The organism is Pseudomonas sp. J452 (assembly GCF_024666525.1).
GTDB lineage: Bacteria > Pseudomonadota > Gammaproteobacteria > Pseudomonadales > Pseudomonadaceae > Aquipseudomonas.
The window spans coordinates 1,750,315-1,769,939 of record NZ_CP088294.1 but is presented as its reverse complement, the minus strand read 5'-3'; the positions used below and the strand labels follow the sequence as shown (position 1 = coordinate 1,769,939).

17 protein-coding genes and 1 pseudogene are annotated in these 19,625 nt (G+C 61.4%); 1 reads left to right on the top strand and 17 read right to left on the bottom strand.

The window, feature by feature from the left end:
• Positions 1-15: 15 nt before the first annotated feature.
• Positions 16-774 carry a lipopolysaccharide kinase InaA family protein gene (locus LRS11_RS07945; RefSeq protein WP_260496316.1) on the bottom strand — a complete coding sequence of 253 codons (759 nt, stop codon included), beginning with the start codon at positions 772-774 and terminating at the stop codon, positions 16-18.
• Between the two features lie 239 nt (positions 775-1,013).
• Positions 1,014-2,801 (bottom strand): lipid A export permease/ATP-binding protein MsbA, encoded by a 1,788-nt coding sequence (msbA, locus tag LRS11_RS07940; RefSeq protein WP_260496315.1) that lies wholly within the window; start codon positions 2,799-2,801, stop codon positions 1,014-1,016.
• Between the two features lie 59 nt (positions 2,802-2,860).
• Here msbA and LRS11_RS07935 point away from each other — a divergent pair, with 59 nt between their 5' ends.
• Positions 2,861-3,451 carry a lipopolysaccharide kinase InaA family protein gene (locus tag LRS11_RS07935; RefSeq protein ID WP_312026999.1) on the top strand — a complete coding sequence of 197 codons (591 nt, stop codon included), beginning with the start codon at positions 2,861-2,863 and terminating at the stop codon, positions 3,449-3,451.
• On the opposite strand, the gene LRS11_RS07930 is transcribed toward LRS11_RS07935, so the two are convergent.
• From LRS11_RS07930 to waaF, 15 genes and pseudogenes are all read right to left on the bottom strand, one after another.
• Entirely contained in the window at positions 3,421-4,239 is an 819-nt protein-coding gene (locus LRS11_RS07930) for a lipopolysaccharide core biosynthesis protein (protein ID WP_260496313.1), read from the bottom strand. The two genes, LRS11_RS07935 and LRS11_RS07930, sit on opposite strands and share 31 nt — an antisense overlap.
• Positions 4,240-4,243: 4 nt before the next feature.
• Positions 4,244-5,410: an O-antigen ligase gene (locus tag LRS11_RS07925; protein ID WP_260496312.1), complete on the bottom strand. Its 1,167-nt coding sequence runs from the start codon at positions 5,408-5,410 to the stop codon at positions 4,244-4,246.
• A gap of 19 nt (positions 5,411-5,429) precedes the next feature.
• Positions 5,430-6,539, bottom strand: coding sequence for a capsular biosynthesis protein (locus LRS11_RS07920; protein ID WP_260496311.1), 1,110 nt, complete (start codon positions 6,537-6,539; stop codon positions 5,430-5,432).
• Positions 6,540-6,600: 61 nt separating this feature from the next.
• Positions 6,601-7,674 carry a polysaccharide pyruvyl transferase family protein gene (locus LRS11_RS07915; RefSeq protein WP_260496310.1) on the bottom strand — a complete coding sequence of 358 codons (1,074 nt, stop codon included), beginning with the start codon at positions 7,672-7,674 and terminating at the stop codon, positions 6,601-6,603.
• A 6-nt stretch (positions 7,675-7,680) separates the two neighbouring features.
• Positions 7,681-8,892 carry a capsule biosynthesis protein gene (locus LRS11_RS07910; RefSeq protein WP_260496309.1) on the bottom strand — a complete coding sequence of 404 codons (1,212 nt, stop codon included), beginning with the start codon at positions 8,890-8,892 and terminating at the stop codon, positions 7,681-7,683.
• A gap of 31 nt (positions 8,893-8,923) precedes the next feature.
• Positions 8,924-9,818 (bottom strand): annotated as a pseudogene (locus LRS11_RS22455) (DUF6625 family protein).
• Complete coding sequence (locus tag LRS11_RS07900; RefSeq protein WP_260496308.1) at positions 9,815-10,933, bottom strand: glycosyltransferase; 1,119 nt, start codon at positions 10,931-10,933, stop codon at positions 9,815-9,817. Before LRS11_RS07900 ends, LRS11_RS22455 begins: the two are co-directional and overlap by 4 nt.
• Complete coding sequence (locus LRS11_RS07895) at positions 10,920-12,674, bottom strand: carbamoyltransferase (protein ID WP_260496307.1); 1,755 nt, start codon at positions 12,672-12,674, stop codon at positions 10,920-10,922. Before LRS11_RS07895 ends, LRS11_RS07900 begins: the two co-directional genes overlap by 14 nt.
• Positions 12,675-12,685: 11 nt before the next feature.
• Positions 12,686-14,143, bottom strand: coding sequence for a lipopolysaccharide kinase InaA family protein (locus LRS11_RS07890; protein ID WP_260496306.1), 1,458 nt, complete (start codon positions 14,141-14,143; stop codon positions 12,686-12,688).
• Positions 14,143-14,886 carry a lipopolysaccharide kinase InaA family protein gene (locus tag LRS11_RS07885; RefSeq protein WP_260496305.1) on the bottom strand — a complete coding sequence of 248 codons (744 nt, stop codon included), beginning with the start codon at positions 14,884-14,886 and terminating at the stop codon, positions 14,143-14,145. The genes LRS11_RS07890 and LRS11_RS07885 overlap by 1 nt, the downstream gene beginning before the upstream one ends.
• Entirely contained in the window at positions 14,883-15,620 is a 738-nt protein-coding gene (locus LRS11_RS07880) for a lipopolysaccharide kinase InaA family protein (RefSeq protein WP_260496304.1), read from the bottom strand. The genes LRS11_RS07885 and LRS11_RS07880 overlap by 4 nt, the downstream gene beginning before the upstream one ends.
• The gene (rfaP, locus tag LRS11_RS07875) at positions 15,620-16,447 is read right to left on the bottom strand and encodes a lipopolysaccharide core heptose(I) kinase RfaP (RefSeq protein ID WP_260496303.1); all 828 of its coding nucleotides are present in this window, start codon (positions 16,445-16,447) and stop codon (positions 15,620-15,622) included. Before rfaP ends, LRS11_RS07880 begins: the two co-directional genes overlap by 1 nt.
• Positions 16,444-17,565, bottom strand: coding sequence for a glycosyltransferase family 4 protein (locus LRS11_RS07870; protein WP_260496302.1), 1,122 nt, complete (start codon positions 17,563-17,565; stop codon positions 16,444-16,446). The genes rfaP and LRS11_RS07870 overlap by 4 nt, the downstream gene beginning before the upstream one ends.
• Positions 17,565-18,569 carry a lipopolysaccharide heptosyltransferase I gene (gene waaC, locus LRS11_RS07865; protein WP_260496301.1) on the bottom strand — a complete coding sequence of 335 codons (1,005 nt, stop codon included), beginning with the start codon at positions 18,567-18,569 and terminating at the stop codon, positions 17,565-17,567. Before waaC ends, LRS11_RS07870 begins: the two co-directional genes overlap by 1 nt.
• Complete coding sequence (gene waaF, locus LRS11_RS07860) at positions 18,569-19,603, bottom strand: lipopolysaccharide heptosyltransferase II (RefSeq protein WP_260496300.1); 1,035 nt, start codon at positions 19,601-19,603, stop codon at positions 18,569-18,571. Before waaF ends, waaC begins: the two co-directional genes overlap by 1 nt.
• Positions 19,604-19,625 lie beyond the last annotated feature (22 nt).

Below are 19,625 nucleotides of genomic sequence, written 5' to 3'. Positions count from 1 at the left end.
AGAGCTCCTTTTGTATCAAAACCGCTGGTGACCTATCGAAATACTGAAGAACTGGGGCGGTCGCCAACGCGTCTCGACCCGTTTTATATCGCCCACCTGCAACTCTTTCACCAGCCTACCGATATCGAACAACGGCTGCGGTTGCACCTGAAGATAGTGGGACACCAACCCCTCCAATAACTGTCCATCACCACGCGCGTTAATGCGTGCGAAGAACTTGAGGAGATCCGCTTCAGCACGGGCCGGAGTGAGCTCCGCGGCCCTTTCGAAGTCGATTACCCGAACCTCATCCCCAACCAAGAAGTTATATAGATTGCAGTCGCCATGAGCGACCCCTCTTGCATGCAAACTGCCGATAACCTCGACAGCGCTAGCACACGCAAGCGCGAACTGCTTACCCTCAAGCAGTGCAAGCGGCTGACCAGCCACCTCACTCATTAGTAGAAAGGCTTCTACCTGCCGCCCCACGCGGCGCTCCATGAAAAGCCATAACTTGGGAGCCCGCGCATCATCAAGGTCGAGGCGCCGCAACCAACTTACTTCATTAAGCATTGCATTTCGCAAAGAGCTGCTTTTGAGCGAGCGCCAAAACCGCAACGACTCTCTGTAACGCTTCACATAGAAGCGTTCGCCATTGACTTCGAAACCTGCGATTGAACGGCCTTCGACAAAGTCCTCAAGGCAATGCCGCAGCCCCATAAAGACTCGAATAACGTTTTGCTTGTCAGGCCGCCTCACCCCGCAAAACCCTCTCCACTTGAACGCCTCAAGCACGACTTCAACTCCACATCTCAAACGCTTGAATAGAAAAATCTCTTATTGCATGGCCCATCCTCTCCAGAACCACTCATAGCGGCGCAGGACCAGTGGCACCGGTGCAACCGGAGAAGTTCTCAAAAGATAAGGCCATGCCGATAGCGCTCCGAGCATCATATGGCCCGTCACCAGCCAACGCCTGGCCTATACGGGACTGGCTTTCCTCACAGAGGCTCTAGGAGTTTTACGTGCAAGGGCTATATTTTATCAGGCGGCACCAGCGGCGCGCTCTCATCCAGTCCCAGCGCGTAAAGCCGCGCATAATAACCGTTCTGCTCCAGCAGGGCCGCATGTGTTCCGCGCTCGACGATCCGCCCCTGATCCATTACCAGGATCAAATCAGCCTTCTCGATAGTCGACAATCGGTGGGCGATCACCAGCGTGGTACGTCCCTTCATAACCCGGTCCAGGGCGGCCTGAATATGCCGCTCGGACTCGGTATCGAGTGCCGAAGTAGCCTCATCAAGCACTAAGACGGGGGCATCTTTTAATAAGGCCCGAGCAATAGCTAGGCGCTGGCGCTGGCCACCGGAGAGCAGCACGCCATTTTCTCCGACCTCGGTGTCCAGCCCTTGCGGCAGCTTATCGACGAATTCCTTGGCGTAGGCCGCCTCGATCGCCTGCTCTATGGCCTCACGTGGCGCATCGGCGAGGTCGCCATAGGCAATGTTATTGGCCACGCTGTCGTTAAACAGAGTGACCTGCTGAGTAACCAGCGCAATATGGCGGCGAAGATTACTCAGCTTGTAGCTTTCGACGTCTATCCCGTCGAGCAGGATTTGCCCATCCTCATGGTGATAGAAACGGGGAATCAGGCTGGCCAAGGTCGACTTGCCGCTACCGGAGCGTCCGACCAGGGCGACCATCTGACCAGGCTCGGCGGTAAAGCAGATATCGTTAAGCACGGGCTTCTCAGCACCTGGGTACTGGAAGTTTAAATTGCGCACTTCCAAACGACCGCTGACCCGCTCACGCTCAATGGTACCGTTATCAACCTCGGGCGCCTCGTCGAGCTGCTCAAAGATACTGTCGGCTGCGGCCAGGCCCTTCTGAATTGTGGCACTGACCTCCGAAAGCTGACGAATTGACTTAGGCAGCAGGCCCGCTGCGGTGATGTAGGCGACCAACTCGCCGGCGGAGGCATCACCACGTAGATAAAGTACCAAGTACATCAGTACCGCCATGCCGGTGTAGATGACCAGCTGCAACATCGGCGTGTATACCGCCTGGGTACGGGTCATTTTTAGGCTGCGGCTCATGTTGTCTGAGCTGGCCTTATGGAAACGCCGCTCCTCGTAGCCTTCCCCACCAAAACTGCGTACTACCCGGTAACCCTGAATGGTTTCAGAGGCAACATGGGTAACATCGCCCATGGCCAACTGAATTTTCCTGCTCTGTTTGCGAAACTTCTTGCTTGCGCTGGTCACCAGAAGCGCAATAAATGGCAGAATCGCCAGCAGAACCAGGGTTAACTTCCAGTTGGAATACAACAGGTAGCCGAACAACAGGATCACTGTCATTCCTTCGCGAATCACCACCTTGATCGCATCGATCGCAGCACCTGTCACCATGTTCACGTTATAAGTGATGCGGGAGATAAGATGGCCGGAGTTGTGGCTGTCGAAATAGCGATTGGGCAGGGTTAGCAAATTGTCGAACAGAGCGCAGCGCAGATCGTGTACCACTCCACGCGCCACCTTAGCCAGGTAGTAGTTGCCCAAGAACGAACCGATGCCTTGATAGAGTGCAATGAGTACAATCAATAGCGGCACGCCATAGATCATCGAGATGCCAAGCATGGTGGCGTTCTCGGGATTTTCCAGCCCCTCGAGAAATAGCTTGAGCATGTGCGCCAGCATCGGCTGGCTCGAAGCGAATAGCAGAAACCCGAAGATACTGACGGCAAAGGCGCCCCAATAGGGCAGCACGTATTTCAGCAGGCGCAGATACACTTTAAAACTGGATTGCCGGGCGGCAGTAACCATGCAATGGGCCTCGTACAACTGGCTAGAGAGACAAGATGCGGATTGTAACAGCGAACGAATTGCAAGATTGGCTGAGCCAAGGCGAGGTGCTGGAAAAAGACAGCCACGGCGTGAAGGTCGTTCGGCTTACCGATGGCAATATTCTGAAGATCTTCCGCAGCAGACGCCACCCATTGATTGCCAGATTACGGCCAGACGCCATGCGCTTTAGCGAGCATGCCAGCCGCCTGCAGAGCCTGGGCATCCAAACCCCACAGGTACTCGAACTCGGCTGGATCGAACGCAAGAAAGCGGTCAGCGCATGCATTTACCAGCCCCTGGAAGGTCAGCCACTGGACAAGCTGTTCCGCGACTCACGCTCCGAGTTCGACGCGCTACTCCCGCAACTGGCCGGCTATATTCATGGCCTGCATCAACGCGGTATCTATTTTCGCTCCCTGCACCTGGGCAACATCCTGCATACCCCGGATGGTGGTTTTGGCCTCATCGATTTCCTCGACCTGCGCTTCAAGGGCCGCCCGCTAGGACGCATGCTGGTGCGCCGCAACTTCCGCCACCTGCACAGTTACCTGCAACGGCGCAAGGTGCCACTGTTTCCCTGGAATGAGCTGCTGGCGGCCTACGAGCTGGCGAGCAAGCGGTCCAACTGATCCAGGCCGAGCTTGGGTACAAGCTCGGCGGGCAGACGGCTATGCAGCGACAGGTTGTAGACCTGGAAGTCTGGCTTGATCACCCGCTCAGCCATCAGTTCGAAGCACGGCAGGATGTAATCGTCGTAGTCACCATCGAGGCGACTGCGCACAGCATCGCCACCCTGCTCATAAAAGCGTCCCTTGCTGGAATCCAGGTCCATGCCGACCACGAAAACCTGGCTGAACCCCAGATGATAGGCCATCTGGATTCCGGCGTAGGGAATGGTCCTGCTACTGAAATAACCCTTCTCCAGATTACGACTGAAGCCAATGCGGTTCGGCTTCTGGCGGAACCAGGAAAAATCACACTCGAAATCCGCATCGCGTCGCGCCAGGCGAGCAAACGCCCGATCGCCCATCGCCTCGCCCCCTTCCGGTGGACGATTGACTCGCTCGAAGTCATATACCGAACGGCCGTCCAGCGCATGCGGCTCACGTTCCAGCAAACTCTCGATAACGCGCGGACTCAGGGCCAGATTCACCGCCAGCTCGGAGGCCTGCAGCAGCAGCGGCAAACGATTACGCACGAAGCTGCTGTCATCGCAGAGGTAGAAATACGGGGCAATCCCGGCCTCGGCGAAGCAGCTGATCGAGCCGTTCATGGCCAGCATGGGATAACTGGCATAGCGCTGCATCGGGAAGTCCTTGACCGACGGCCCAGACGCAATGATGAACAGTGCGCCATGGCAGGAGCCACGCAGGCTTGCGAAGGAGTGGAGAAGCGTTCCGTTACCAACCACAGTCATTTCTCTATATTCCCCTTGGGGCTTGCGGGCTCAGACCGCCACCTACCCGCTGCCTTGCCGCCAGAACCATGCTCAGCGCAACGGGTAGCCAGGTAATCAACCAGTCTGCATTTGGCTTGAGCCACAGACCGATGCCATCCGTTTGCAGGGCAATACTGGAGAACACCCACAATGCCAGCAACGCACGCCCCAAAGGCTCAGCCCTATTTTGCCACGCGCGCCAGGCCACGCAGCCCCAGAGCAGAGCGAACAGCAATAGCCCAGGCACGCCCAGGCGAATAGCCAAGTCCAAGTACATATTGTGCGGATGCTTGAACACTTGCCCACTGCTCGGCACGAGGATTTCATAAGCATTGAAGCCAAATCCCAGCGCCCAGTTTTCCAGCAGATGGCGCAGCCCGCCAGCCAAGAGCTCCGGCCGGTAGGACAAGCCTCTCTGCATCAGGATCTCGGGTATCAGAAGAGCAGCCAGCGCGCCGAGCAGTACTACCGCTATTGCCGCAAGCACGCCCAAGCGGGTCGGTCGGGCAAAGGCCATCACCAGCGGCACCATGAACAATGCCAGCCAGACACCACGAGTCTGATTAAGCCCCAGGAACGTCAGATAGCCGAGCGCGCTCACCGCACCGAGCGACAGCCAGAGGAAACTTCGCGGCTTCTGACTAACAAAAACCCCAATGACAGCCAGCGCGCCAACTGCATGAGCAGCCATGATTGCCTTATCCCAAAGGCCGATGGCAATCAGCCGCTGCCCCGGTGGATGCGGGGAAGAAAACTGAAAATACAGCACGGAAAACAGAGCGAATAAACCACCGAGCAGAGCCGCAGGACGCAGGAGTGCCTCGATGGACCACTGCCCCCTGGAAGCCAATAACACCCCGAGCAGGGAAAGCAGGACGTACATCGGTCGCTTGGCTTCGCCCAGTGGGTCCTGCCCCCCCTTCACGGCCAGCACGACCATGACCCAGGCCGACAGGGCAATAAACAGCACTATCTCCGGCTGCCTCAGCAGCTTGCGAAAATCGCGCAGGAACAAGGCCAACAGCGCGGGTAGCCACAGCAGGATAATCAGAGCTTGATGATAAAGCTTGCTGCTTGGTATCACCCATGCGCCACACAACAACACCAGCAAACCCAGCGCGGCCCAGCGCGACAACAGCTGCGGCGACAACCACCCACTCAATCGCACGTTATCGCCCCAACCTTTGCATTCGACTCGCCACGCGCTGCAATTGCGCCACATCGGCATCCAACCAACCACCCTCGACACAATACTCGGCGGCCATGTAGCGCAGGAAGTTGTCACGGATGCACTCATCCAACGACCAGTCGGGAAATGCGCGAGCCTGTGCAATCAGCTCGTCGGCGGAGTCCGCATGAGCGATCAGGCCAGGAATATTGAAGAACGCCTGCCCAAGGGTCAGCACCGGCTTGCCAAGCAGGATGCTTTCCAGCCCCACAGTCGAGTTCAGTGTGATGACGAACTGACTCGCCTGGATCAGCGCCTGGGTATTGTTGCCATTGGCGAACAGCAGCCGCTCATGGCTGCGCGCATGCAGCTCCGGATACGACTCGCGACTGACCGGATGCTCCTTGAACACCACCGTCAGACCGGTCTCGTCGGCCAGACGCTCACCCAGGGCAAACAGTTGACGCATGTCCGCGACCCAAGGGGAGAACAGCCGCACCTGGGTATCGCGATCATCCTGAAACGGGATAAAGACGAAGCGCTCGGGCAGCTTGATCTCCGCCAACCCGGTATTGCGCGGTTTGCGCGGCACCAGCGCCAGCTCTGCTCTGGCCGCCCCCTCCGGCGCCTGGTAGTCGCGGAAGAAAGCGGCATCGCGCGGCACCGAGTTGCGGTAGTTGACGCCCTTGGTATCCAGTGTCGTGGTGTTCGGCAGCAGGCCGTTCTCGAAGAAGAACGTCTGACAGTCCTGCGGCAGCAGCGCCAGCAGCAGCTGGCAATAACGGTGCGAGCCGTTCCACATCGCCACATTGACGGGCTTTTCGCGCAGCAACAACGCCTGCACGCGCAGGGCCATCCAGGCCAGCTCAAGGCGCAGCAGCAGCTTGTACAGCCCGCCTTCATACTTGCGCTTGACCCTGCGCTCGTGGCACTTCTCCTCGATCAGCTGCGGCCAATTGATGCGCTTGACCACATGCGGCAGCTGCCAGGGCCTTGGCCAGGGCATCTGGGCGGGAACCACCACCTTGCCCTCGACTGTCGTTTCATCGAGCAGGCGCTGGAAATACAGGCGCTGGTGCTTGGCCAGGGCGAAGAATAAAACCTTGTTCATCTCTTGATCTCGCTAGCTTCCATTCACTCGGGCCGTGCAGTCCAGAGCCACCGCCAGGCTATTAGGGGCGCCCTTGCGGCGAGCGCGCGGCTACAACAGCCGCGGCAATTTCAACAAACATCTGCTGCGCTTGCTGGCGACTACCACGTACAAAGTTAGCCACTGCCAGGCGCTCCGCATCATCGAAGGCGATCCGAGCGCGCGCAGCCAGCGCCGAGGCATAGTCCGGGTAAACACGGCCTTGCAACTGACAGGCCTCAAGCAGTGCTTCGATCTTGTGGGTATTAGAGCCGATGGCGAAAAATGGCGTGCCCGTCAGCAGGCAGAGCGTGACGCAGTGGAAACGCCCCGTGATGACGCCCTGGCTACCAGCCAGACGCCCCAGGAAGGCGGAATCACTGGTTGCACAGTACTTCCAGCGCAGCAGCTTGATTTGCTTGCGCTCGATCGTCCGTCCCAGCGTTGTTTGCTGCGCCTGGCGGCGTGCACGCCAGGCCTTGAAACGGCTGCGCAGACTCTTCCAGACGTAAGATGGAAAGCCCTTGCCGGTTTGGATTAGCGGCAGCGCCTGGATGCTCAGGTAGCTGACCGCAGGATCCGCCACCTGCTGCAGCGCCGCCCAGGCTTCCTGGGTGCGTTCCTCATAGAAGCTGCCATTGACCAGGAAACCCTGGCGCTGCGCCTGTGAAGACGGCGGAATCATGCTCAGGGTCAAATCGGGCACCACTCGGCTGACGATCCCGGCTGCGGCCAATTCATCCTGGCTGCGGTGATCGCGCAGATATATCCCGCTAAACGCCCGGGCCGGCTCGATCAGTTTGGCATTGCGCTGCCACACGCTATTGATCAGGAAGCACGGCACCCCGCGTTCCCGGCAGAACGGTGCTAGCGCCACCAGCATCTGCGCCGCTCGTGCATCATCGTGCAGCGTGCCTTCGCCATTGATCAGGCACAGATCGGCACTGGCAATATCCTTCTGCAACTGCGGGTCGTCACGCCAATCGTGGCGCATCGGACAGGCCCTGACGATACGAACCCCTGCCGCCGCAGCGAGCTCATAGAGCTGCTTGAGGACGATCTGACAGCCGTGATGTTTGTTGTGCGAAGTATCGTTAAAGAGAATGGCTTTCAGCATGCTCGGTTACTGCTCGACGGTGGAGGTGAGTGCTACGGACACGCCCGACGGACAGCGGCCTTCCAGCAGGTTCGTCAGCGTCTGGATATTCCAGGTGAGCCCTGCGCAACCATGGGCCAGATGATATTCGGCAAAATCGGCACTGCGCGCCAAGGCAGCCGCATGATCCTGCTCAATGCCACGGACAGCTTCTTGCAAGCCTTCGAGGGTCGCAACACAGGGGCCCAAAAAGCGCTCCTGGGCGAAGATATCCGCATCAGCGCTGGCATTCACATAGAGCAGCGGGCGCCGTGCCAAGGCGGCTTCGATCACCGCGTTGGACATGATGTTGACCACCACCGATGCGCGCGCCAGGGCCTCGGCCAGACCACACTCGCGCGGCAGCACCTCGACGTTATTCAACACCGCGGCCTCTTGTTGCCAGAACGGTACCTGGCTGCGCGGATGCGCCTTGACCAGCACCTGGTAGTCGGGATTGCGTGCAGCCCAGTCGCGTAACAGCCGATAGGTGCGCTGGTAGCCCGCTTCCTTTTCCTTGTCCGGCCCGACGCCGAGCACCAGCAGCACCCGCTGCGCCGGATCGGCCGGTGGCAGATCGAAGGCCGTATCGATCATATGCGAACCGGCCAGCACCGCAGTCGAGCTACCGAAGCGCAACTCGCGCGCCTGCAGGGCTTCCAGCGAGCTTTGTCCGAACAGAAAGTAATAGTCGTAGTCGTTCATGCCCAGCCGCCGCGAATGCTCTACCGTGGTGGCGTGCGCCAGGTGCACCAACAGCCGCTGGCGGGTGTTCAGCGCCAGACGCAGGAACGGCGAATACAGGCTTCCGTTGCGATCATTGAGCACGACCTTGGGCGCATGGCGCTCGACCAGCCATTCGGCATGCGCCGCATAGCCGAAGTAGCGCAGCGGCACGGGCTGGGGGGGCCGCCACAACAGGCGTTCGCGGAGAATGGCTTGCGCTTCGGGCAGGGCCGTTTCGATCAGTATGTGGCCACGACTGCGCAACGCCTCGATCAGCAGCTTCTTGCGCTGGAAGGTAATGACCTTGGGCGCCGACTGCAGCAAAAGGAAATCGCAGGGCCCTGCTGAAACTGACTCAGCCAGTCGCCATTTGGCGAACGTACCGAACCACCAATCATTCAGCGCGTCACGGGCAAAACGCAGGGCACTCGCCAATAGCCCATGACGCTCGCGCAGCAACTGCCAACGATACACATCTAGCTGTCGACACTTTTCGGCCCACGGATTAGTCACTACCCCTGGCCCCCAAAGGGTGAAATCCCTCAATATCAATGGACCACCGCTGAACGCGTGCTAATTGCTCAAGCTCATCCTGTGCCGGGACAGTAATTGAATGCCAGAATTTTTTCTTAATCTTCAGAAAGTGCAAGTAAGGAAACTCTCGCTCCCCGTCTTTTGAATTGGTTAGGCGTCCCATCTCCCAGTGCCAAGAGGCCGGATGCTCACGCGTGCCATCTGTCCAAATGCGCCTTCCGTTAGGCGTACTGTAAGCCTCTTTGAACTCGGACACATGCCGTAACGGGTTAAACCAGTTGACGAATTTAAAAAGAAAATCCGGAAAATTCTTACGCCACAAGAATAAGCGAGTGAACCCCCCCTTCATCCAGCGCATGGTTTTTCTGATCCTGCGCTCGACGTTTGAAGTCTCTAATCCTCCAAAATAACTCGCGCAACTTCCGCTCATTACGCAACAAACACAGATGTCCAGAAACGCGACGCCTGTGAGTAGAGAAAAATTTAAAACTATTCAATCGCTCTTCAGTGAAGTATGCGCGCAAATTACCATACACGAGATCAATATCACTAAACCCCCAATAGTCATAGCCTTCCACATCTTGCTCATGCAGATAGCCATAGGCAGGTTTAATATCACAAAGCTTGTAAGGATTGACCGGCGCAAAGCTGAAACCCAAACGAGATGATATCCACAAGCAGTAATCCTGAAAACTAATCGACCTCAGCTCTACATTACCAGGCAAATCAGGTAAGACTTCACAATCACTAATCAACAGCCAGTTGACATCGGGATTAGTCCTACAACTCTCTATAAAAAACGGCATCCAAAAAGGCCATTTCCCAAAATAAGGGATAATAAATAAAATGCTAGGTGGCGATTTCATAATTTAAAAACTCGCATAAATTTCCAGAAAAAACTACTCGCCGCGCTGTCTGAGTAGCTAGCCTTAATGACCTCAAGACTACGCCCCTGCAGACAACTCAACTCATCATCTGAATACAACTGACTTTTTTCTATACATTCGGCAAGCACCGATACGTTTCTTAAGGGAAACAGTTGGCCAACAGCCTCCACCACCTCACGCCCACCACCGCAATCGCTGCAGATCACCGGCACCCCGGCAGCCATAGCCTCCAGCAGAACCATACCGAAGGGCTCATGGTCGGATGTCAGCGCGAACACGTCAAAGGCCTTGAAGTAGCGGCGCGCCTCGGGCACACGGCCGAGAAAACGAACGCTCGCCGCCACGCCCAGTTCCTCGGCCAGTAGTTTGAGCTCCGCTTCCAACCGCCCCACGCCGATGATCGTCAGCAGACTGTCAGCAGGCAGTTGCGGCAAGGCCTGGGCGAAGCCGCGGATGAGGGTAGCCTGGTCCTTATCTGGATGCAGGCGACCGACGTTGCCGACCACCCAGGCGCCCTGAGGCAGACCGAGGCGGGCACGGGCGGCTTCGCGGTCAAACTGTTCAGCCTGGACGGCGGTAAGGTCGATGCGGTTGTACAGCGTCTCTATGCGCTCGGCCGGCCAGCCCGGCAGGCATCGACGGATGTCGTCGCGCACCGCATTGGAGACGCCAAGCAGCAACAGGCGCGCACGAAAGCGACCAATAAAAAGGCGTCGGCTCAGCCGAGAAAAAACACCGAAGGCATGGCTGACCGCCACCACCGGCAGGCGGCTGGCCAGCAGCACGATATAGCTCGGTTTGAAGCGATGAGCGACACAAAGTCGGAAATCCCGGCCGGCAAGAATACGCCGCACATCGCCGATGGCGCGCAGCTTGAGGCCGCGCAGATCCTGGCTGCGATAGTCGAGGAAGATCACCTCGTCGGAGACCGAGCCCGCCGCCACTTCGGTGCAGGGCGCGCCGGTCAGGTAGACGGTGGTGACCTTGTACTCGGTGCCGACGAACAGCGCGGCGTACTGCCGGGCACAGTCAAGGAACGGCCCGTCATAGCCGTGGCAGAGCTGCAGGACACGCGGCCCATCAGACTGCGTCATACCAGTCCTTGCCGTCCTTGACCACGAGGATGTCTTCCATGATCAGGTACTGCAGGTCGGAGCCGTAGAACATGTTCAGCGCGTCGGTCGGCGAGCAGATCATCGGCTCGCCGCGGCGGTTGAGCGAGGTGTTCAGCGACACGCCGTTGCCGGTCAGTTTTTCCAGTTCCAGCATCATGTCGTAGTAGCGCGGGTTGTACTCGCGCTTGAGCACCTGGGCGCGCGAGGTGCCGTCCTCGTGCACCACTTCGCCGACGCGAGTCTTCCACTCTTCGTTGACTTCGAAGGTGAAGGTCATGAACGGGCTCGGGTGGTCGACCTTGAGCATCTGCGGGCCAACGGTGTCGAGCATCGACGGGCAGAACGGCCTCCAGCGCTCGCGGAACTTGATCTGCTCGTTGATCCGGTCGGCCACACCGGCCACGCTCGGGCAACCGATGATAGAGCGACCGCCAAGGGCGCGCGGACCGAACTCCATACGGCCCTGGAACCAGGCCACTGGGTTGGCGTCGACCATGATTTTGGCGATGCGCTGCGGCATGTTGTCGATCTGCTTGAACACCGGCTTGCTCGGGTGACAGGCGCAGGCGGCGATTACGTCTTCGTTGGAGTAGGAAGGGCCGAGGTAGACGTGCTCCATCTTCTCCACCGGCACGCCGCGCTGGTGCGAGACGTAGGCGGCGGCGCCGACCGAGGTACCGGCGTCGCCGGAAGCCGGCTGGACGAACAGCTCCTTCACTTCCGGGCGGGCGATGATCTTCTGGTTCAATTTGACGTTCAGCGCGCAGCCGCCGGCAAAGGCGATCTTGCCGGTTTCCTTGATGATGTCACCGAGGTAGTAATCCATCATTTCCAGCGCCAGCTTCTCGAACAGCGCTTGCATGCTGGCGGCGTAGTGGATGTACGGATCGTCGGCGATGTCGCCCTGACGTTTCGGCCCCAGCCACTCGATCAGCTTGGGCGAGAAGTAGTAGCCCTTGCCGTTTTCCTTGTAGCGACGGAAGCCGATGACGTTGGCGTAGTCGGTGTTGATGATCAGCTCACCGTTCTCGAACTTGGCCAGGCGCGAGAAGTCGTACTTGGCCGCGTCGCCATAGGGCGCCATGCCCATGACCTTGAACTCGCCGTCGAGCATCTCGAAACCGAGGAACTCGGTGATCGCACCGTACAGGCCACCGAGGGAATCCGGGTCGTAGAATTCCTTGACCTTGTGGATCTTGCCGTTCTCGCCGTAGCCGAAGAAGGTGGTGGCGTACTCACCCTTGCCGTCGATGCCGAGGATCGCGGTCTTCTCGCTGAAGCCCGAGCAGTGGTAGGCGCTGGCGGCGTGGGCCAGGTGGTGTTCGACCGGCTCGATCTTGACCTTCTTCAGGTCGAAGCCGAGCTGCTGCAGGCACCACTGGATGTGCTTGTAGTAGCGCTTGTAGCGACGGTTGCCCATGAGGATAGCGTCGAGGGCGCGATCCGGCGCGTACCAGTAGCGCTTGGCATACTGCCAGCGGGCCTTCTCGAAGATGCTGATCGGCGCGAAGGGGATGGCCACCACGTCGACGTCACCCGGTTTGATCCCGGCCTGCTCCAGGCAGAACTTGGCCGACTCGTAGGGCATGCGGTTCTTCGCGTGCTTGTCGCGCACGAAGCGCTCTTCTTCGGCGGCCGCGATCAGCTTGCCGTCGATGTACAGGGCAGCGGAAGGGTCGTGACTGAGGGCGCCGGACAGGCCAAGAATCGTCAGTGCCACAGGAAAAGCCTCTATTCAGGGCAGGTGCCGAGCACCTGCGGTAAACGTTCGTCGAGCAGCTTGAACAGCTGTGAATCAGCCGGCCAGTTGCGCAGAAAGCGGGCACGATCGCGGGCATAGGCCCGGGCGAAGCTGCGCGCGCGGCGATGTTGCTGCATGGCATCCAGGTCGATCAGCGACCAGCACGCTCGCGCCTCATCCCAAAACAGGTTGTTGCCCTTGAAATCCCCGTGACTGATGCGTTCGCGCAGCAGGGCGGCGAACAGGCGATCCAGCGCCAACAGGTCGGACTCGGGCGGTAAACTCAGCCCATCCTGAGCCAGATAGGGCTGAAAACGCGCGATTATATCCTGCCCGCCGCAGTATTCGGTAATCAGGTAGGCCGGGCCGCGCAACCAGCACCAGCGCCGCTCCAGCACGGCCAACGGCCGCGGGGTGGCGATGCCCAGCAGCTCCAGGCGATGACCTTCGCACCAACTGTGCCAGGCGCGACTGGGGCGCCAGAAGCGCTTGAGCCAGTGGACGAAGCCCTTGATGTTGTAGCGCTTGACCACCAGTTCGCGCCCGCCTTGGCGCACCTGGGCAACCGTGGCGGAACCGCCCAGCTTCAAGGCGCGCCCCTCAGCGAGCAACGCATCGGGCTGAGCGAGCAGAGGCGCCAGCTCGGCGGCCCAGTCCCGGCGCACCACGCGCAAACCGAATGCACCGATCCTGGCGCTGAACAGACTGCAGTCGCGGGCGATCTTCTGCATATAGTCGCGCAGGCGCCAGCGCCGCACCTTGCCCACTTCGGCCAACAGAGCCTCCAGCGGCAAGGCATGCTCGCCATTGGCCAGCAGGTAGTGCACCAGCAGCTCCTCGATGAAGGGCTGCAACTCGGCGGGCAGCTGGGCGAAGAACATGCCCAGATTGGCCAGCACCCGCGCGCGCGACAGCGGCTGGCCGGCGACTTCGGCCTGCACCCCACCACCATCGATGATCGATACGCCGCCGGCATGGCGCAGCAGGTTGTCCAGATGCAGATCGGACTGCCACAGCCCCTTGGCGTGCATCTGCGCGATCGCGGCCAGGGCCTCGCCCAGCACGGCCTGCTGTGCCCCGTTCAGCAGCAGCAGGTTCTCCGCCGCCCGCCAGGCATCCCACAGGCTCTCGGCGCCATCCAGATAGTCGAACAGCAGCCAGCCGCCCTCACCCGCCCGCCAACCCTGGGCCAGCAGCTCGGGCGTGCGCAGGCCCTGCTCGGCGAGCAGGCGCGCACCCTGCAGCTCGCGCTGGAAGTGCCGCTCGGCCCTGCCGCCGACCAGTAGCTTGGCCAGTACCGGGCGCCCGCGCCACAGGGCGAGACCGACGTAGCGCTGATCCGGCAGCACGCGCAACAGGCGTTGCAGCTCCAGCACCTCACCGGCCAGCTCGATGCGCAGCGGCAGCAGCGGTTGGCGGCCGGCCTGAGCCAGTTGAGCAAGCCGCATCAGCGTGTTTCCTTGCGCCGCCGACGGGCACTCAGGCGCTGCCACCAGCTCTCCAGGTCACCCGCCGCGCCCAGATAGGCCACTTGCAGCTCGCGTACCTCGGCCTCGCTCCAAACACTGGCGCGACGCAGCAGCGGTTCCAGATCCTTGATCCGGTCGCGCTGGCCGAACAGCAGCGGACGGGTCTTTTCCAGATCGATCAGCTGCGCGGCGAAGCCCGCACCGTCGGCCTTGAGGAAAATATGCTTGGGGTAGAAGCAACCGTGCATCTGCCCGGCATTGTGCAGGCGCCGAGCCAGCTCGCCGCAGGCGCGCAAAATGGCCTGGCGAGTTGCCTCCGGCACGCCTTCCCAGCCTTGCAGCCAGTGGTCGAGATCCTGCCAGCCGTGCAATGCACGGGTCAACAGAATGGCGCGGCGCTCACCGGGCAAGCGCCGCTCGGCGAAGAAAGCCGCCTGCAGTGCAGGTATAGCCAATTCGCGGTAGCGCTGAATATTGCGGAACTCGCGGGCGAAGGTCGGCTCGCCGAAGGGATGCAGCAGGCTGCGCGTCAGGTGGTTGCTCTGCCGCTTGAGGTAAAAGGCCACCTCGCCCAACTCCAGGCGATACACGCTGCTCCAGCCGCCGCGCTCGGTATTGGGCTCATCCACCGCCTCCAGCTGCAGCGCCCACAGCGCCTCGAAACTGGCCAGGCCGTGGTCTTCGAGAACGGCACGATCCTCGGCCGCGATAAAGTCACTCATTCCCGCCCCTCGAAGAATTTGACGATGCGCCGGACCTCCCGCTTGTCCGCTGCACTCAACCGCTCGCAGCCGCGGTATTGCCGATAGAAACGCAGGCGCTGGGTACGGCTCAGCTGATACTTGGCCACCTTGTCCAGGCAGGCCAGGTCCTTGACGATGCGGTAGCTGAGCAGCGGCCCCCACCAGAACGCCCCAGTCGGGCAATCGATGAAGAACAGCTCCGCGCGGTCATTGACCAGCAGGTTGCGCCACTTCAAATCGTTATGGGTGAAGTGGTGATCATGCAGGGTGCGAGTCGCGCGGGCCAGTTGCACGCTGACCGTCTCGACCCAGGTACGATCAGCCAGGCGTGGATCCTTGCGCCGCGCCAGCAGTGCCAGGTCCTGGGTAGCGGGCAGTTCGCGGGTGATCAGCGCGCCACGCACGAAGGCACCCGCCTTGCGCTCCAGGCCATAGGCCACGATGGGCGCCGTCGGAATGCCCCACTTGGCAAAATACTTGAGGTTCTGCCACTCGGCCTTGACCCGCGGCCGCCCGATATAGCGGCGCAGTCCCTTGCCCGCGCCCCAGTAGCGCTTGACGTAATAGCACACGCCATCACGCTCGACACGCACCACCTCCGACAGCGGATCACGGGTCAGACGATGGCCCTCGAGGGCAAACACCCGCTGCAGATCGGCCAGCTCATCGCGCAATGCAGCGGGACAAAGATCGGTTACCCGCCACTCACTCATTACCCGGCTCCCGGCGCATATTTGCGGGCATATCGCTCTAGCAAACGCTCCGCCTTGCGCTCCAGCCAGGCCAGCAGCCGGGCCTCGTCACGCAGGATGGTGCGCAGCGGCTGGGCGCCTTGCAATGCGCTGAAATAACCGCGCAGAAAGCGCAGCTTGTCGCGCTGGGTCAGGCCGATATTCAGCGCCGAGAAATACAGCGCGGCCAGGTCCTTGTTGCGCCAGCGCAGCGGCGTGGCGGCACGCACCTGGGCGCGGTGCAGGTCGATCAGCGACAAGCGCAGGTTATCCGCCGTCACCGGCATGTCAGTGTGCAGCAGGAAGTGGCAGATGTAGCAGTCGCGGTGGTTGACCCCAGCGCGGTGCATGCTACCGGTCATCTGCGCCACCTCGGCGATCAGCGCACGCTTGAGGCGCGGGCTGGGCGATTGGTGCGCCCAGTCGAGGGTCAGCTGCTCCAGGTCGATGGTCGGCGCCAGTTCCTCGGTGACGATAAAGGAATGCTGCGCCGCCGGATTGCTGCCGCGCTCGCCGTAGGCGACGGCGGTCATGGTCGCCACGCCAGCCTCGATCAAGCGCTGGATGGCTTGCCACTCCTGGGCTGCACCGAGCACAGGCAGCTTGGCGGTCAGCAAGTTCTTGACGATCTCGCCCCAACCGATGCCACGGTGGATCTTGACGAAATAGCCGCGCCCGGCGACTTCGGTGCGCAGCGTGCGACGGCCTTCCAGCTCGCGGTAGACCTTGCCCTGCAGCGCCTCCACGGCGACGAAGGGGTCCTGGCCAGCCCACAGGCTCTTGAACGGTTCGGCGAGGATCAGCTTCATGCCCGCTCCGCCAGGATCACGTCGGCCGCGTGCTGCGGCATGGAATACAGGTCGGCCGTATCGGCGAAGGCCAGGCCGTTGGCACTCCACTTCGCCCGCGCTTCGACGTCGGTCAGCATCTCGGTCAGCATGGCGTTGAGCCGCTCCTGCTGGAACGGGCTAGGTAGCACGCGTCCGGCATCGGCCTCGGCGATGTAGTGGGCATAGCCGCAGACATCGCTGACCAGCACCGGCAGGCCGGAAACCAGGGCTTCCAGCAGTACAGTACCGGTGTTCTCGTTGTAGGCCGGGTGGATCAGCAGGTCGGCGCCGAGCAGGAAGCGCGGAATGTCGCTACGGCCCTTGAGAATCTGCACCTGCTCGGACACACCCAGCGCCTTGGCCTGCAGCTGGAACGAACGCGGGTCATCCTGGCCGATGGCGATCAGCCGGGTGCGCTGCTTCAGCTCGCGCGGCAGGGCGGCCAGCGCCTTGAGACTGCGATCCAGGCCCTTGGTCTTGAAACCGGAGCCGATCTGCACCAGCAGCAGGTCGCTGTCCGCCAGCTTGAACTCGCGGCGGAACTCGGCGCGGATCTCGGCGGCATTGGCTGGCGCACGGCGGTCGGCAGCGATGCCCGGCGGCAGCAGATGGAAACGCGCCTCCGGGGTCTGGTAGTGCTTGATGAACAGCGGCTGCTGCACTTCGGAAATCATCAGGATCTCGGTCTTCGACTCGGGGGCGAACACCGCCCGCTCGTAGTCGGCGAAATGCTTGTAGCGGCCCCAGCGTTTGTAGATCGGCGCGCGCAGGGTTTGCGCCTTGTCTTCGTAGCAACCGTCGGCGGCATAGTAGACATCCAGGCCAGGCATCTTGTTGAAGCCAATCACCCGGTCCACCGGGTCACGGGCCAGGTCGGCAGCCAGCCAGGCGCTGAACTTCTCGTTGCGGTGGTGGTTGAACAGGGCCTTGATCGGCGCCACGCGCACATCGAAACCGGCGGGCACTTCGCCCTCCCAGATCGGTGTGTAGACACGAATGGCGTGACCGCGCGCCTGGCACTCCAGGGCGATGCGCATGAAGTCGCGCTGCAGGCCACCAAAGGGAAAATACTTGTAGAGGACAAACGCCAGCTGCATCACACCGCCTCCTGCTGCGCCAGGAGCAAGGCATTCAGCTCATTGCCCACGCGCTCGGCGCCCAGGCCATCGAAACAAGGTTTGTGGCGGTCGCCGCCGCCGGCATGCGGGCCGCTGGCGCACAGGTGCACCTGGCCACGCCCGTAGGCGCCGACCCGGCCCGGCAGGGTCGGGCCGTACAGGGAAATGCACGGCACATCCAGCGCCGCTGCCAGGTGGCCGAGACCGGTATCCACCGCCACGCAGGCCGTGGCGCCGGCGATCACCTTGGCCACGCCAGCCAGATTGAGTTTCGGCAGCACGGCAGCGCCATCGATACCGGCGACGATGCGCTCGGCACGCGCCTTCTCGGTCTCGTTACCCCAGGGCAGGCGCACGGCCCAGCCCTGCCCGGCCATGCGCTCGGCCAGGGCGCGCCAGTCGGCTTCCGGCCAGTGCTTGCTGGCCCAGGTGGTGCCATGCAGGAACAGCAGGTAAGGCGCCTGCGAGGCATCGGCCATGGCCGCGCGATCCAGGCCGTAGTCGCCGATCTCCGCTGGCAGTTGGTAGCCCAGGGCCTGGGCGAACAGCTGGCGGGTACGCTCCAGGGCGTGCTGGTTCTTCGCCACCGGGTACAGGTGATCGTAGAAGCGGCAGGCGATTGGCTCGCGCGCCGAGTCGCGATCCAGGCCGGCAATTGGCGCCTTGACGTAGCGAGTCAGCCAGGCGCTTTTCAGCAGACCCTGAGCGTCGATCACCAGGTCGTAGTCGGTCTCGCCCAGGCGCGTCTTGAAGCGGCGCCAGTCGCCATTCTTCAGGGTCCGCCAGAGGTTCTTGCGCCAGCGGCGGATGGCCACCGGAATCACCTGGGCCACGGCCGGATGCCAGGCAGGGATCTCGGCGAAGCCCTCTTCCACCACCCAGTCGAACTGGATGCCGGGGATGGCCCGCGCCGCATCGGTCAGCGCCGGCAGGGTGTGGATCACGTCGCCCAGCGAGGAAGTCTTGATCAGCAGAACCCGCACTATTCGACCTCGATGGGATCGGCGACCAGGCGATCCAGCGCCTCGATCACCGGGCGCGGCTTGAGCTCACGCAGGCAGTTGTAGTGACCGTAGCGGCAGGTGCGCTCGAAGCACGGGCTGCAGTCCAGACCGAGACGGACGATCTCCACCTGGTCGGCCAGCGGCGGGGTGAACTGCGGCGAGGTGGAGCCATACACGCCCACCAGCGGACGGTTCAGTGCGGCAGCCACGTGCATCAGCCCGGAGTCATTGGAGACCACGGCAGCGGCGGCGGACATCAGGTCGATGGCCTCGGCCAGCGAGGTTTCGCCGGCCAGGTTGACCACTTCCTCGCGCAGGCCGGGAATCAGGCGATTGCGGATATCTTCGCCACCCGGATGGTCGTTCTTCGAGCCGAACAGCCACACCTGCCAGCCGGCGCGAATTTTCACTTCGGCGACCTTGGCGTAGTGCTCGGCCGGCCAGCGCTTGGCCTCGCCGAACTCGGCGCCGGGGCACAACGCCAGCACCGGGCGATCCAGGGTGAGCTTGAACTTGGCCAGGGCCGCACTGCGGCTGGCTTCATCGATCTGCAGACGCGGCTGCGGATAGGGCTTGGGCAGTTCGGCGCCGGGCTCGAAGGCGAGCGCCATGAAGCGCTCGATCATCAGCGGCAGGCGATCCTTGTCCAGCTTGCGGATGTCGTTGAGCAGGCCGTAGCGCATCTCGCCCTTCCAGCCGGTACGCAGCGGAATGTCGGCGAAGAACGGCACCAGGGCCGACTTCAGCGAGTTGGGCAGGAGAATGGCCTGATCGTACTGGCCGGCCAGGGACTTGCCGATGCGCCGGCGGCTGGCGATATCCAGCACGCCATGGCCGAGCGGGAAGCTCAGCGCAGCGCGTACTTCGGGCATGCGCTCGAGGATCGGCCGGCTCCACTCGGGCGCCAGCACGTCGATCTCGCAGTCGGGGTGACGCTGTTTGAGGCAGACGAACAGGGTCTGCGCCATCACCATGTCACCGACCCAGCTGGGCCCAACGATCAGTATTTTCATGCGTGTTCCAGAAATGCACAGG

Excerpts from the sequence above, each read along its gene's own strand:
- msbA (WP_260496315.1), bottom strand. The coding sequence starts at position 2,801 with ATGGTTACTGCCGCCCGGCAATCCAGTTTTAAAGTGTATCTGCGCCTG.
- LRS11_RS07930 (WP_260496313.1), bottom strand. The coding sequence starts at position 4,239 with ATGACTGTGGTTGGTAACGGAACGCTTCTCCACTCCTTCGCAAGCCTG.
- LRS11_RS07920 (WP_260496311.1), bottom strand. The coding sequence starts at position 6,539 with ATGAACAAGGTTTTATTCTTCGCCCTGGCCAAGCACCAGCGCCTGTAT.
- LRS11_RS07915 (WP_260496310.1), bottom strand. The coding sequence starts at position 7,674 with ATGCTGAAAGCCATTCTCTTTAACGATACTTCGCACAACAAACATCAC.
- LRS11_RS07900 (WP_260496308.1), bottom strand. The coding sequence starts at position 10,933 with ATGACGCAGTCTGATGGGCCGCGTGTCCTGCAGCTCTGCCACGGCTAT.
- LRS11_RS07890 (WP_260496306.1), bottom strand. The coding sequence starts at position 14,143 with ATGCGGCTTGCTCAACTGGCTCAGGCCGGCCGCCAACCGCTGCTGCCG.
- LRS11_RS07885 (WP_260496305.1), bottom strand. The coding sequence starts at position 14,886 with ATGAGTGACTTTATCGCGGCCGAGGATCGTGCCGTTCTCGAAGACCAC.
- LRS11_RS07880 (WP_260496304.1), bottom strand. The coding sequence starts at position 15,620 with ATGAGTGAGTGGCGGGTAACCGATCTTTGTCCCGCTGCATTGCGCGAT.
- rfaP (WP_260496303.1), bottom strand. The coding sequence starts at position 16,447 with ATGAAGCTGATCCTCGCCGAACCGTTCAAGAGCCTGTGGGCTGGCCAG.
- LRS11_RS07870 (WP_260496302.1), bottom strand. The coding sequence starts at position 17,565 with ATGCAGCTGGCGTTTGTCCTCTACAAGTATTTTCCCTTTGGTGGCCTG.
- waaF (WP_260496300.1), bottom strand. The coding sequence starts at position 19,603 with ATGAAAATACTGATCGTTGGGCCCAGCTGGGTCGGTGACATGGTGATG.